Origin of the sequence: Micromonospora sp. NBC_01392 (genome assembly GCF_045040125.1) — a bacterium.
Taxonomy (GTDB): Bacteria; Actinomycetota; Actinomycetes; order Mycobacteriales; family Micromonosporaceae; genus Micromonospora.
Genome location: NZ_CP109549.1, coordinates 2,604,104 through 2,617,086, shown reverse-complemented (window position 1 = coordinate 2,617,086; position 12,983 = coordinate 2,604,104). Strand labels below are relative to the sequence as shown.

Genomic DNA, 12,983 nt, shown 5'->3' with positions numbered 1-12,983 from the left:
GCCGCAAGCGCGGAACTCAGTCCTCCGCGGACTGGCGACTCACCGGCACCACCGGCTGCGGCCACACCCCGGTACGCGGCACGGCCGGCGCGTCGAGCTGGTGGTCCGACCAGACGTACGTCTCGGGCAGCAGCTCGGCCACCGGCACCGCGCGCAGCCCGTCCGGCGGCCCGACGATCACCCGGATCGACGGGAAGTAGTCGAGCAGCACCTGCCGGCAGCGCCCGCACGGCGGAATGACGCCCCGCCCCCGGTCCCCCACCGCGACGATCGCCTCCAGCTCGCCGGCCCCCTGGGTGGCCGCCGCGCCGAGCGCCACCACCTCGGCGCACGGGCCACCGGTGAAGTGGTAGACGTTCACGCCGCTGAACACCCGCCCGTCGGCGCTGCGCACGGCCGCCGCGACGGTGTGGTTCTCGCTGCGGCAGCGGAGCTTCGCGACGGCGGTGGCGGCCTGCACGAGCGCCCGGTCGGTGTCCCGCATGATCATCCCCGCCCCTCGTCGACCTCGTCGGCGGCAACCCTATCCGGGCCGGGACGTCGTGCCCGGACGGCACGCCCACGCGCGGGTAACCCGGGAGCGGTCCGCCGCGCGGCTGCCTATCCTTGGCGACGACATGCAGAATCCAGCCGTACCCGCCGCTCCCGAGACCACCCGCGACCTGCACCGCCGCCTCGGCCCCCTGATGTTCCGCGACCAGCGCCGGCTCCAGCGGCGGCTCGACGGCGCGCGGAAGCTGCGGGACCCGCAGCGGCGGGAGGCGGCGCTGGCCGAGATCGGGGCCGAGGTGGCCCGCGCCGAGGCGCGCCTGGCGGCCCGGCGGGCCGCGGTGCCGACCGTCACCTACCCGGCGCAGCTTCCGGTCAGCGAGCGCAAGGACGACATCGCCGCCGCCATCCGGGACCACCAGGTGGTGATCGTGGCCGGCGAGACCGGGTCCGGCAAGACCACCCAGCTCCCGAAGATCTGTCTGGAGCTGGGACGCGGTGTCACCGGCCTGATCGGGCACACCCAGCCGCGGCGGCTGGCCGCCCGGACGGTCGCCGACCGGATCGCCGAGGAACTCGGCACCGAGCTGGGCGGCGTGGTCGGCTACAAGGTCCGCTTCTCCGACCAGGTGGGCGAGAACAGCCTGGTCAAGCTCATGACCGACGGCATCCTGCTGGCCGAGTTGCAGACCGACCGGATGCTCCGGCAGTACGACACGTTGATCATCGACGAGGCACACGAACGCAGCCTCAACATCGACTTCATCCTGGGCTACCTGCGCCAGCTCCTCCCCCGCCGGCCCGACCTCAAGGTGGTCATCACCTCGGCGACCATCGAGACCGACCGGTTCGCCAGGCACTTCGCCGACGCCGACGGCAACCCGGCGCCGGTGGTGGAGGTCTCCGGTCGCACCTACCCGGTGGAGGTGCGGTACCGGCCGCTGGTCGAGGTCACCGAGGCCGACGGCGAGGACGAGGCCGACGAGGAGAACGTCCGGGACCAGATCCAGGCCATCGGCGACGCGGTCGAGGAACTGGCCGCCGAGGGGCCGGGTGACATCCTGGTCTTCCTCAGCGGCGAGCGGGAGATCCGGGACACCGCCGACGCGCTCGGCAAACTGGTGCAGTCCCGACGTTCGTTGCTCGGCACCGAGATCCTGCCGCTGTTCGCCCGGCTCTCCACCGCCGAGCAGCACCGGGTCTTCGCCGCGCACAGCAACCGCCGGGTGGTGCTGGCCACCAACGTCGCGGAGACCTCGCTGACCGTCCCCGGCATCAAGTACGTGGTGGACCCGGGCACCGCCCGGATCTCCCGCTACTCCAGCCGGCTCAAGGTGCAGCGGCTGCCGATCGAGCCGGTCTCCCAGGCCAGCGCCAACCAGCGCAAGGGGCGCTGCGGGCGCACCTCCGACGGCATCTGCGTCCGCCTCTACGACGAGTCGGACTTCGACTCCCGCCCGGAGTTCACCGACCCGGAGATCCTGCGCACCAACCTCGCCTCGGTCATCCTCCAGATGACCGCGATCGGGCTCGGCGACGTCGCCGCGTTCCCGTTCATCGACCCGCCGGACCGGCGCAACGTGACCGACGGCGTCAACCTGCTGCACGAGCTGGGCGCGCTCGACCCGACCGAGGCCGACCCGGCGAAGCGGCTGACCGCGCTGGGCCGGCGGCTGGCCCAGCTCCCGGTCGACCCGCGGCTGGCCCGGATGGTGATCGAGGGCGAACGCAACGGCTGCGCCACCGAGGTGGTGGTGATCGCCGCCGCGCTCTCCATCCAGGACCCGCGCGAACGCCCCGCCGACAGGCAGGCCCAGGCCGACCAGGCGCACGCCCGGTTCGCCGACAAGGAGTCGGACTTCGTCGCGTACCTCAACCTGTGGCGTCACCTGCGGGAGAAGCAGCGGGAGCTGTCCTCCAGCGCGTTCCGCCGGATGTGCAAGGCGGAATACCTCAACTACCTGCGGGTGCGCGAGTGGCAGGACATCGTCAGCCAGGTGCGCCAGGTGCTGCGTACCTCGGAGAAGGGTGAGGGCCGGCGCGGCGCCGGCGCGGACCTGCCGGAGGAGATCGACACCCCGAAGGTGCACCAGTCGCTGCTGCCCGGCCTGCTGTCGCACCTCGGGCTCAAGGACGCGCAGAAGCACGAGTACCTCGGCGCGCGCGGCGCGAAGTTCGTGATCTTCCCCGGCTCGGCGCTGTTCCGGAAGCCGCCGCGGTGGGTGATGGCCGCCGAGCTGGTCGAGACGTCCCGGCTGTTCGGCCGGGTCGCCGGGCGGGTCGAGCCGGAGTGGGTCGAACCGCTGGCCCAGCACCTGGTGAAGCGCAGCTACAGCGAGCCGCACTGGGAGAAGAAGCAGGCCGCGGTGGTGGCCTACGAGAAGGTCACGCTCTACGGCATCCCGCTGGTCACCTCCCGCAAGGTCACCTTCGGCCGGATCGACCCGGCGCTGAGCCGGGAGCTGTTCATCCGGCACGCGCTTGTGGAGGGCGACTGGCAGACCCACCACCAGTTCTGGCGGGACAACCAGAAGCTCCTGACCGAGGTCGAGGAGCTGGAGAACCGGGCCCGACGACGCGACATCCTGGTCGACGACGAGACCATCTTCGCCTTCTACGACCAGCGGATCCCCGCCGAGGTGGTCTCCGGCCGGCACTTCGACACCTGGTGGAAGAAGACCCGCCGGGAGCAGCCGGACCTGCTCACGTTCACCCGCGAGCTGCTGGTCAACGCCGGCCGCGGCGGCGTCGACGAGGAGGACTACCCGGACGAGTGGCGGGCCGACGGCGTCACGCTGCCGCTGACGTACACGTTCGACCCGACCGCGCCCACCGACGGCGTCACCGTGGACATCCCGCTGCCGCTGCTCAACCAGGTGCCGGCGGAGAGCTTCGACTGGCAGGTGCCGGGGCTACGCGAGGAACTGGTCATCGCGTTGATCCGCTCGCTGCCCAAGCCGGTCCGGCGCAACTTCGTGCCGGTGCCCGACTACGCGCGGGCGGCGCTGGCCGCCATCACGCCCGGCGAGGAGCCGCTGCTCGCCGCGCTGACCCGGCAACTGCGCCGGATGACCGGGGTGACCGTGCCGCCGGACGCGTGGGACGTGGGCAGGCTGCCGCCGCACCTGCGGGTCACGTTCCGGGTGCTCGGCGACGACGACAAGCCGGTCGCCGAGGGCAAGGACCTGCCGGCGCTGCAACGCCGGCTCCGCCAGGAGGTACGCCAGGTCGTCGCCGCCGCCGCGCCGGACGTGGCCCGCAGCGGGCTCACCGAGTGGTCGATCGGCAGCCTGCCCCGCACCATCGAGCAGGTGCGTGCCGGTTTCGCGGTGACCGCATACCCGGCGCTTGTCGACGAGGGCACGACCGTCGGGGTGAAGGTGTTCGATTCCGACGGCGAGCAGGAGGCCGCGCACTGGGCCGGCACCCGTCGACTGCTGCGGCTGACGCTGCCGTCGCCGGCGCGGTTCCTCCAGGGTCGGCTGAGCAACGAGGCGAAGCTGGCGCTGTCCCGCAACCCGCACGGCGGGGTGCCGGCGCTGATCGAGGACGCCACCGGCGCCGCCATCGACAAGCTGATGGCGGACGCGGGCGGCCCGGCCTGGGACGCCGACGGCTTCGCCGCGCTGCGTGAGCGGGTCCGCGCCGACCTGGTCGACACCGTGGTCGAGGTGATGGCCCGGGCCCGGCAGGTGCTGGCCGCCTCGTACGCGGTGGAGCAGCGGCTCGGCGCCACCCGCAACCTGGCCGTGGTGGCCGCGCTCGCCGACATCCGCGCCCAGCTCACCGGCCTGGTGCACGCCGGCTTCCTCACCGAGGCCGGCTACGCCCGCCTGCCCGACCTGCTGCGCTACCTGACCGCGATCGAGCGCCGGCTGGACCGGTTGCCCGGCAACCCGCAGCGCGACAAGCAGCAGCAGGACCGCATCGCGGTGGTGCAGAAGGAGTACCAGGACATGCTGGCCGCGTTGCCGCCGGCCCGGCGCGGCTCGACGGCGGCCCGCCAGATCCGCTGGATGATCGAGGAGTTGCGGGTGAACGTGTTCGCCCAGGCGCTCGGCACCCCGTACCCGGTCTCCGAGCAGCGCATCTACCGCGCCATGGACGACGCCGAAGCCCGCTGACCCTCCCGTCCGGCCGGGAGGGCGGGGGTCAGGTGGTGACGCGGGTGATGAAGGCGGTGAGGTGCGACACGGTGCGGTCGATCTTCTCCGCCAGGGTCAGCGACTCGGGCAGGCGGGCGCCGGGGCCGGCGTCCTTGCGGCCCCGCACGTAGAGCGAGCAGGCGAGGTCGTCGCAGAGGTAGATGCCCACCGAGTTGCCCTGCTGCCCGGCCTTGCCCGCCTTGCGCGCGACCATCAGGCTGACGCCGCCGGCCGGGTTGGTCAGGCACACCGAGCACATGTTGCGGCGCCGTAGCCCGGGTCCGGGGCTGGGGCGGCGCAGGGCCAGACCGGTCGGGCGGTCGTCCAGGACGGTGACGAGGTAGGCGCGGTCGAGCGCCTGCGGATCGCGCCAGCCGAGGAAGTCGAGATCGTCCCAGGGGCGGGCACCGAGGTCACGCGGGACGTGCAGCCGCTTCGCCTCACCCTTGGTGCAGTTCACGAACGCGGCCCGGATCTCGGGTTCGGTCAGCGGAGTCATACACCCGAGGGTAATTTTCCTAAAGGTATTAGGCAAAGGCATAATGGGTCTAGGTGAGGGGAGGCACATGGGCCGCGTGGGACTCAGTCAGGAACGTCTGATCCGGGCCGGGGCGGAGCTGGCCGACGAGGTGGGCTTCGACCAGGTGACCGTGTCGGCGCTGGCCAGACGGTTCGGCGTCACGGTCGCCAGCCTCTACTCGCACGTCCGCAACTCCCAGGACCTGCGGACCGGGATCGCGCTGCTCGCGCTGGGCGAACTCGCCGACCGGGCCGCCGACGCGCTCGCCGGGCGGGCCGGCAAGGACGCGCTGACCGCCTTCGCGAACGCCTACCGCGACTACGCCCACGAGCACCCGGGCCGCTGGGCGGCGGCCCAGTTGCGGCTCGACCCAGCGACCGCCGCCGGCAGCGCCGGCGTCCGGCACGCCCAGATGATGCGGGCGATCCTGCGCGGCTACCACCTGCCCGAGCCGGACCAGACGCACGCCGTCCGCCTGCTCGGCAGCGTCTTCCAGGGCTTCGTCGGGCTGGAGATGGGGGGCGGCTTCGACCACAGCCCGCCGGCTCCGCCGGAGAGCTGGGCCCGGGTCCTGGACGCCGTCGACGCCATGCTGCGCACCTGGCCCACGGCTGCCGCCAGCTAGGCCAGCGGCTCCACCCCGGCCGGGAGCCGGTCGGTGGCGGTCGCGTCGTGCACGTACTCCAGGAGGATGCGGCGCAGCTCGCGGCCGGCGTGGGTGGGCACCACGTCCCGGCGGCGGGCCACTGCGATGGTGCGGCGTACGCCGGGCGGCGCGAGCCGGGTGACCCGGATGCCGGGCCGGCGGGCCACCACGATGCCGGGCACCAGCGCGACGCCGAGCCCGGCCTCGACGAAGCTGAGCACGGCGTCCATCTCCCCGCCGTCCACCGACAGGGCCGGTTCGAAGCCGGCCGCCCGGCACGCCTGGAGCGTGGCGTCGCGCAGGTCGTAGCCCTCGCGGAACATGACGAGCGGCTGGTCCCGCAGGTCGGTGATGCGCAGCTCGCCGCCGGCCGAGACGCCCGGCAGCGGGTCGACCGAGGCGACCACCAGGCTCTCCCGCAGGATCGGGTCGACGCGCAACCCCGGATCGGCGCCGCCGGACGGCATGATGATCAGCGCGAGGTCGAGGTCGCCGCGGAGCATGTCGCGGACGAGATCCTGCGAGCCGCCCTCCTCGACGCGCAGGTCGACGGTGGGGTGGGCGTCGCGGAACCGGCGGAGCACCGGCGGCGCCAGCGAGGTGGCCAGGCTGGGCGTGGCCCCGAGCCGGACCCGCCCCCGGCGCAGCCCGACCAGCTCCTGCACCTCACGGGTCGCGGTGTCCACGTCGGCGAGGATCCGCTTGGCCAGCGGCAGCAGCACCTCGCCGGCCGTGGTGAGCGTGATGTTGCCCCTTACCCGCTCGAAGAGGGGCGCCCCGAGGTCGGCCTCCAGGGCGTGAATTTGCTTACTCAACGAGGGCTGCGTTATGCCGACGACATCGGCCGCCTGGGTGAAATGTCGTACTTCTGCGACCGCAACGAAGTACCGGAGCTGATGGAGCTGCATCTCTATAGCTTACGGCTATCAAGACTGTGATTTCGATGCATTGGACGCCTGATCGAAGTGCTCCTAGCGTCGGTCGTGTGGTAATCACGAAAACTCGGTCGCCCATCCGTTCCAACGTCGGCCTGAAGGCCGTCATGGCGGTGACGGGCATCCTCCTGGTGCTGTTCCTGATCGTGCACATGCTCGGGAACCTGAAGATCTTCACGGGCGAGACGTCGTTCGACCACTACGCGCACTGGCTGCGGGACCTCGGCACGCCGCTGCTGCCCACCACCTGGTACCTGTGGATCCAGCGCACGATCCTCACCGTGGCGGTGCTGGCCCACATCGGCGCGGCCACCGTGCTCGCGATGCGCGCCCGGGCCGCCCGCCCGGTGGCGTACGCGCACCGGCGGAAGATCCACGTGAACTACGCGGCCCGCACCATGCGCTGGGGTGGTGTGATCATCCTGCTCTTCGTGATCTACCACATCCTGGACCTGACCACCGGTCACCTGAACCCGCAGGGCGACCCGGCCAACCCGTACGGCAACGTGGTCGCCGACTTCGCCCCGGAGCGCTGGTACGTCACCCTCTTCTACACGCTCGCCATCGTGACCCTCGGCTTCCACCTGCGGCACGGCGCGTTCAGCGCGTTCCGCAGCCTCGGCCAGCAGACGCCGCGGGTCGAGCGTCGGGCCCGCGCCGCCGCGCTCGTCTTCGCCGTCGTGCTCTGCGCCGGCTACCTGGTGGTCCCGTTCGCCGTACTCACCGGATTGGTGGCCTGACATGGATCTGTACACCGAGGGCGACCCGATCGCCGACACCCGGGCCCCGGACGGCCCGGTCGAGACCCGGTGGGACCGCCACCGCTTCGAGATGAAGCTGGTGAACCCGGCCAACCGCCGGAAACTGACCGTGATCGTGGTCGGCACCGGCCTGGCCGGCGGCTCCGCCGCGGCGACGCTGGCCGAGCAGGGCTACCACGTCAAGTCCTACTGCTACCAGGACAGCCCGCGCCGGGCCCACTCGATCGCCGCCCAGGGCGGCATCAACGCCGCCAAGAACTACCGCAACGACGGCGACTCGGTGCACCGCCTCTTCTACGACACGGTCAAGGGCGGCGACTTCCGCTCCCGGGAGTCGAACGTGCACCGGCTGGCCGAGGTCTCGGTCAACATCATCGACCAGTGCGTCGCCCAGGGCGTCCCGTTCGCCCGCGAGTACGGCGGCCTGCTCGACACCCGCTCGTTCGGCGGCGCCCAGGTGCAGCGCACCTTCTACGCCCGGGGCCAGACGGGCCAGCAGCTCCTGCTCGGCGCGTACCAGGCCCTCGAACGGCAGATCGGCCTGGGCAACGTGGAGATGAACGCCCGCCACGAGATGCTCGAACTGGTGGTCGTCGACGGCCGGGCGCGCGGCATCGTGGTCCGCGACATGGTCACCGGCGAGATCAGCACCGAGATGGCGGACGCGGTGGTGCTCGCCTCCGGCGGCTACGGCAACGTCTTCTACCTCTCCACCAACGCCAAGGGCTGCAACGTCACCGCCTCCTGGCGGGCGCACCGCAAGGGCGCCTACTTCGCCAACCCCTGCTACACCCAGATCCACCCGACCTGCATCCCGGTCTCCGGCGACCACCAGTCGAAGCTGACCCTGATGAGCGAGTCGCTGCGCAACGACGGCCGGGTGTGGGTGCCGAAGGCCAAGGGCGACGACCGGGGCCCGCGGGACATCCCCGAGGACGAGCGGGACTACTACCTGGAGCGGATCTACCCGTCCTTCGGCAACCTGGTCCCCCGCGACATCGCCTCCCGCGCCGCGAAGAACGTCTGCGACGAGGGACGCGGCGTCGGCCCCACCGGCCTCGGCGTCTACCTCGACTTCGCCGACGCCATCGACCGGCTCGGCCGCAAGGCCATCGAGGCCAAGTACGGCAACCTCTTCGAGATGTACGAGCGGATCACCGGCGAGGACCCGTACGAGGTGCCGATGCGGATCTACCCCGCCGTGCACTACACGATGGGCGGCCTCTGGGTCGACTACGACCTCCAGTCGACCATCCCCGGCCTGTTCGTGATCGGCGAGGCGAACTTCTCCGACCACGGCGCGAACCGGCTCGGCGCCTCGGCGCTGATGCAGGGCCTGGCCGACGGCTACTTCGTGCTGCCGAGCACCCTCGCGAACTACCTGGCCGCCAACCCGATGGAGAAGGTCGACGCCAGCCACCCGGAGGCGGTCGCGGCGCGTACCGACGTCGAGGACCGGATCACGCGGCTGCTCGCGGTCAACGGCGACCGCACGGTGGACTCGTTCCACCGCGAGCTGGGCCAGATCATGTGGGAGCACTGCGGCATGGAGCGCTCCGACGCCGGGCTGCGCAAGGCGATCGCCGAGATCCGGGCGCTGCGCGAGCAGTTCTGGCAGCGGGTCCGCGTCCCGGGCGACGGTGAGGGGCTCAACCAGTCGCTGGAGAAGGCCGGCCGGGTGGCCGACTTCTTCGAGCTGGCCGAGCTGATGTGCATCGACGCCCTGCACCGCGAGGAGTCCTGCGGCGGCCACTTCCGGGCCGAGTACCAGACGCCGGACGGCGAGGCGCAGCGCGACGACGACCGGTTCGCGTACGTGGCCGCCTGGGAGTACACCGGCACCGGCGAGCCCGTGCTGCACAAGGAAGACCTGACCTTCGAATACGTCCACCCCTCGCAGCGGAGCTACAAGTGAACCTGACCCTGCGCATCTGGCGCCAGACGGGCCCCGAGGACAAGGGTCGGATGGTGACCTACCCGGTGCCGGACGTGTCCCCGGACATGTCCTTCCTGGAGATGCTCGACGTGCTCAACGAGCGGCTGATCCTCGACGGCGAGGAGCCGGTCGCGTTCGACCACGACTGCCGTGAGGGCATCTGCGGCATGTGCAGCCTCATGATCAACGGTGAGGCGCACGGCCCGCAGCGCGGCACCACCGCCTGCCAGCTGCACATGCGGCAGTTCTCCGACGGCGACACGATCGACATCGAGCCCTGGCGGGCCCGGGCCTTCCCGGTCATCAAGGACCTGGTGGTGGACCGGAACGCGTTCGACAAGATCATCGCCGCCGGTGGCTACGTCACCGCGCCGACCGGCAGCGCACCGGAGGCGCACTCCACCCCGGTGGCGAAGGACAACGCGGACGCCGCGTTCTCCTCGGCCGCCTGCATCGGCTGCGGCGCCTGCGTCGCGGCCTGCCCGAACGGCTCCGGCATGCTGTTCACCGCCGCCAAGGTCACCCAGCTCTCGCTGCTGCCCCAGGGGCAGCCCGAGCGCTACACCCGGGTGATCGGCATGGTGGACGCGCACGACGAGGCCGGCTTCGGCGGCTGCACCAACATCGGCGAGTGCGCCTCGGCCTGCCCGAAGGGCATCCCGCTGAACACCATCGGCCGCCTCAACCGGGACTACCTCAAGGCGACCACGAAGCGGGCCGGCACCCCCGGCTCCTGACCCGCCCGGCCTCGAACCCACGCGACCGCCGCGCCCCGCACCAGGGGGCGCGGCGGTCGCCGTTTCCCGGGGTACGCGAACCGCCGCGACCCGCCCGCCCGGCCCGTTCCCACACGCGACGCGAGCCGGTCCTGCATGTTTCGAGCCGGCTACGGCCGGGTCGAAAGGGCGGGCGCGGCCTGGCGGCCGGCGGTGCGGGCGTGGACGGCGCAGTACGTGGAGGGGCGCTCCTCGGTCGCTACAAACTTGATGGCACCGATGCATCGGGTGAGCAGCGGCCGAAGCCCCGGACGCGGTGGCGGGCCATCGGGAACAGCGCGTTCCCACGCCGACTCGCCGGCGTGATGACCTTCGGCGCCTTGATCCACACCAGCTCGCCGAGGTGGCGGTATCGCACGGGCCGGGATACCGCCATTTCGGCGAGCTGGTGTCGATCATCGTCAGTCCGTCCGGCGGGCGCGGTGAACCACCTGCGCCATCAGGCTTGTTGGGCGCCACTGCCCATCCGAGCGCCCGACGACGCTCGGACCGGTGGGACGACGCGTCGGACCATCGCCCCGGCGTTCCGGGATCCGGCACCCCGCCGACACGGCCGGGACTCCGCGCGACGGACGCCGGTTCAAGTGATGTCTCGCGGGTAGCAGTCCCATGGACGGCACCGAGGAGGGACATTCAGGCATGAAGGCACTGACCTGGCAAGGTAAGCGCGACGTCCGGGTCGAGGACGTCCCGGACCCCCGGATCGAGGAGCCGACCGACGCGATCGTCCGGATCACCTCGACCGCCATCTGCGGTTCCGACCTGCACCTGTACGAGGTGCTCGGGCCGTACCTGAAGCCCGGCGACATCCTCGGCCACGAGCCGATGGGCATCGTCGAGGAGGTCGGCTCCGGGGTGACCCGGCTGAAGAAGGGCGACCGGGTGGTCGTCCCGTTCAACATCTCCTGCGGGCACTGCTGGATGTGTGAGCGGCAGCTCTACGCCCAGTGCGAGACCACCCAGGTGACGGCCGAGGGCAAGGGCGCGTCGCTGTTCGGCTACACCTCGCTCTACGGCTCGGTCCCGGGCGGCCAGGCCGAGTACCTGCGCGTCCCGCAGGCCCAGTTCGGCCCGATCAAGATCCCCGACACCGGGCCGGACGAGCGTTGGCTCTACCTCTCCGACATCCTGCCCACCGCCTGGCAGGCGGTGAAGTACGCGGACACCCCGCCCGGCGGCACGCTCGCCGTGTTCGGCCTCGGCCCGGTCGGGCAGTTCTCCGCCCGGATCGGCCGGCACCTCGGCGCCGGCCGGGTGATCGGCCTGGACCTGGTGCCGGAGCGGCTGGAGATGGCCCGCCGGCACGGCATCGAGGTGCTCGACGTCAGCCAGCTCGACGACGTGCCGGGCGCGCTCATCGACCTGGTCGACGGGCGCGGCCCGGACGCGGTGATCGACGCGGTCGGCATGGAGGCGCACGGCGCGCCGGTCGGCAAGATCGCGCAGGCCGCCGCCGGCCTGCTTCCGGACAAGCTGGCCCGGCCGATGATCGACGCGGCCGGCGTGGACCGGCTGGTGGTGCTGCACGCCGCGCTCAAGGCGGTCCGGCGCGGCGGCACCGTCTCGATCTCCGGGGTGTACGGCGGCGAGCAGGACCCGATGCCGCTGATGGAGATGTTCGACCGGGGCATCCAGTTGCGGATGGGCCAGTGTCACGTGCGCCGCTGGGTGGACGAGATCATTCCGCTGCTGGCGGGCGACGACGACCCGCTGGGCGTCGAGGACCTGCGGACCCACCGGCTGCCGCTGGCGCAGGCGCCGCAGGCGTACGAGATGTTCCAGAAGAAGGAGGACGGCTGCGTCAAGGTCGTGCTCGCGCCGTGACCCGGACGGTGGTCGTCACCGGCGCGACCAGTGGGATCGGCCGGGCGGCGGCCCGGGAGTTCGCGGGCCGCGGGGACCGGTTGGTCCTCGCGGCCCGCGCGCCCGAAACCCTGGAGCAGGTACGCCGGGAGTGCGCCGACGCCGGCGCGGCGGACGTGCGCGTCGTGCCCACCGACGTCACCGAACCGGGGGCGCTCGACGCGCTGACGGCGACCGCGGTCGCCGGGTTCGGCCGGATCGACGTCTGGGTGCACACCGCCGCCGTGATGGCGTACGGACGCTTCGAGGAGATCCCGGCGGAGGTCTTCGAGCAGGTGGTCCGCACCGACCTGCTGGGCTCCGCCGGGGTGGCGCGGGTGGCGCTGCGGCACTTCAAGGAGGCCGGTGCGGGCACGCTGATCCTCACCGGTTCCGTGCTCGGTCACATCACCGCGCCCTACATGAGCGGGTACGTCACCAGCAAGTGGGGCCTGCACGGGCTGGCCCGGGCGTTGCAGCAGGAGTCCCGGGACCTGCCCGGCGTCAACGTCTGCCTGGTCACCCCCGGCAGCGTGGACACCCCGGTCTACCAGCAGGCGGCGAACTACGTGGGACGGATCGGGCGGCCACCGCTGCCGATCACCACCCCGGAGCGGGTGGCCCGGGCCATCGCGCACTGCGCCGACAAGCCCCGCCGGGAGATCTCGGTGGGCCGGGTCAACCTGGTCATGCGGGTCGGTTTCACCGCGCTGCCGGCCGTCTACGACGTGCTGGTCGGCCCGCTGATGCGGCTCGGCGGGCTCACCGGCCGGCCGGTGCCGCCGACCGAGGGCGTGGTGTTCACGCCCAACCCGGCCGGCGAGGCGGTCCGGGGCGGCTGGCTGCCCGACCTGTCGCGGGTGGTCCGGACCGTGGGCGGGGCGACCGCGATGGTCGGGTCGGCGGTACGGCGGCGGTTGAGCTGAGTCAGCA

Annotated in this window: 10 protein-coding genes; 7 read left to right on the top strand and 3 right to left on the bottom strand. The window is 72.1% G+C overall.

All coding sequences use genetic code 11. The annotated features are described in order from the left end of the window. Nucleotides 1–16 precede the first annotated feature (16 nt). Nucleotides 17–490 carry a cytidine deaminase family protein gene (locus OG767_RS11950; RefSeq protein ID WP_405093466.1) on the bottom strand — a complete coding sequence of 158 codons (474 nt, stop codon included), beginning with the start codon at nucleotides 488–490 and terminating at the stop codon, nucleotides 17–19. A gap of 127 nt (nucleotides 491–617) precedes the next feature. Between OG767_RS11950 and hrpA the strand changes: the two genes are divergently transcribed. Continuing rightward, nucleotides 618–4,613 (top strand): ATP-dependent RNA helicase HrpA, encoded by a 3,996-nt coding sequence (gene hrpA / locus OG767_RS11945; RefSeq protein WP_405093465.1) that lies wholly within the window; start codon nucleotides 618–620, stop codon nucleotides 4,611–4,613. Nucleotides 4,614–4,641: 28 nt separating this feature from the next. Here hrpA and OG767_RS11940 read toward each other — a convergent pair whose 3' ends face one another. Continuing rightward, the gene (locus OG767_RS11940; RefSeq protein WP_107162663.1) at nucleotides 4,642–5,133 is read right to left on the bottom strand and encodes an FBP domain-containing protein; all 492 of its coding nucleotides are present in this window, start codon (nucleotides 5,131–5,133) and stop codon (nucleotides 4,642–4,644) included. A 67-nt stretch (nucleotides 5,134–5,200) separates the two neighbouring features. On the opposite strand from OG767_RS11940, the gene OG767_RS11935 reads away from it, so the two are divergent. Further along, entirely contained in the window at nucleotides 5,201–5,779 is a 579-nt protein-coding gene (locus OG767_RS11935; protein WP_405093464.1) for a TetR/AcrR family transcriptional regulator, read from the top strand. Here OG767_RS11935 and OG767_RS11930 read toward each other — a convergent pair. Further along, entirely contained in the window at nucleotides 5,776–6,714 is a 939-nt protein-coding gene (locus tag OG767_RS11930) for a LysR family transcriptional regulator (protein WP_405094199.1), read from the bottom strand. The two genes, OG767_RS11935 and OG767_RS11930, sit on opposite strands and share 4 nt — an antisense overlap. A gap of 29 nt (nucleotides 6,715–6,743) precedes the next feature. Between OG767_RS11930 and OG767_RS11925 the strand changes: the two genes are divergently transcribed. The 5 genes from OG767_RS11925 (at nucleotide 6,744) to OG767_RS11905 (ending at nucleotide 12,976) form a co-directional block, all read left to right on the top strand. Next, nucleotides 6,744–7,475: a succinate dehydrogenase cytochrome b subunit gene (locus tag OG767_RS11925; protein ID WP_405093463.1), complete on the top strand. Its 732-nt coding sequence runs from the start codon at nucleotides 6,744–6,746 to the stop codon at nucleotides 7,473–7,475. A gap of 1 nt (nucleotide 7,476) precedes the next feature. Next, a complete protein-coding gene (locus OG767_RS11920) occupies nucleotides 7,477–9,411 on the top strand; it encodes a fumarate reductase/succinate dehydrogenase flavoprotein subunit (protein WP_405093462.1) in 1,935 nt (644 codons plus the stop codon). Beyond that, nucleotides 9,408–10,169 (top strand): succinate dehydrogenase/fumarate reductase iron-sulfur subunit, encoded by a 762-nt coding sequence (locus OG767_RS11915; RefSeq protein ID WP_281939416.1) that lies wholly within the window; start codon nucleotides 9,408–9,410, stop codon nucleotides 10,167–10,169. The genes OG767_RS11920 and OG767_RS11915 overlap by 4 nt, the downstream gene beginning before the upstream one ends. A 678-nt stretch (nucleotides 10,170–10,847) precedes the next feature. Continuing rightward, nucleotides 10,848–12,032 carry a zinc-dependent alcohol dehydrogenase gene (locus OG767_RS11910; RefSeq protein ID WP_281939415.1) on the top strand — a complete coding sequence of 395 codons (1,185 nt, stop codon included), beginning with the start codon at nucleotides 10,848–10,850 and terminating at the stop codon, nucleotides 12,030–12,032. Continuing rightward, complete coding sequence (locus tag OG767_RS11905) at nucleotides 12,029–12,976, top strand: SDR family NAD(P)-dependent oxidoreductase (RefSeq protein ID WP_405093461.1); 948 nt, start codon at nucleotides 12,029–12,031, stop codon at nucleotides 12,974–12,976. The genes OG767_RS11910 and OG767_RS11905 overlap by 4 nt, the downstream gene beginning before the upstream one ends. Nucleotides 12,977–12,983: the final 7 nt, after the last annotated feature.

Bases quoted from the DNA above. Each gene is read 5' to 3' on its own strand.
- OG767_RS11950 (WP_405093466.1), bottom strand. From the start codon at position 490: ATGATCATGCGGGACACCGACCGGGCGCTCGTGCAGGCCGCCACCGCC.
- hrpA (WP_405093465.1), top strand. From the start codon at position 618: ATGCAGAATCCAGCCGTACCCGCCGCTCCCGAGACCACCCGCGACCTG.
- OG767_RS11940 (WP_107162663.1), bottom strand. From the start codon at position 5,133: ATGACTCCGCTGACCGAACCCGAGATCCGGGCCGCGTTCGTGAACTGC.
- OG767_RS11935 (WP_405093464.1), top strand. From the start codon at position 5,201: ATGGGCCGCGTGGGACTCAGTCAGGAACGTCTGATCCGGGCCGGGGCG.
- OG767_RS11925 (WP_405093463.1), top strand. From the start codon at position 6,744: ATGCATTGGACGCCTGATCGAAGTGCTCCTAGCGTCGGTCGTGTGGTA.
- OG767_RS11920 (WP_405093462.1), top strand. From the start codon at position 7,477: ATGGATCTGTACACCGAGGGCGACCCGATCGCCGACACCCGGGCCCCG.
- OG767_RS11910 (WP_281939415.1), top strand. From the start codon at position 10,848: ATGAAGGCACTGACCTGGCAAGGTAAGCGCGACGTCCGGGTCGAGGAC.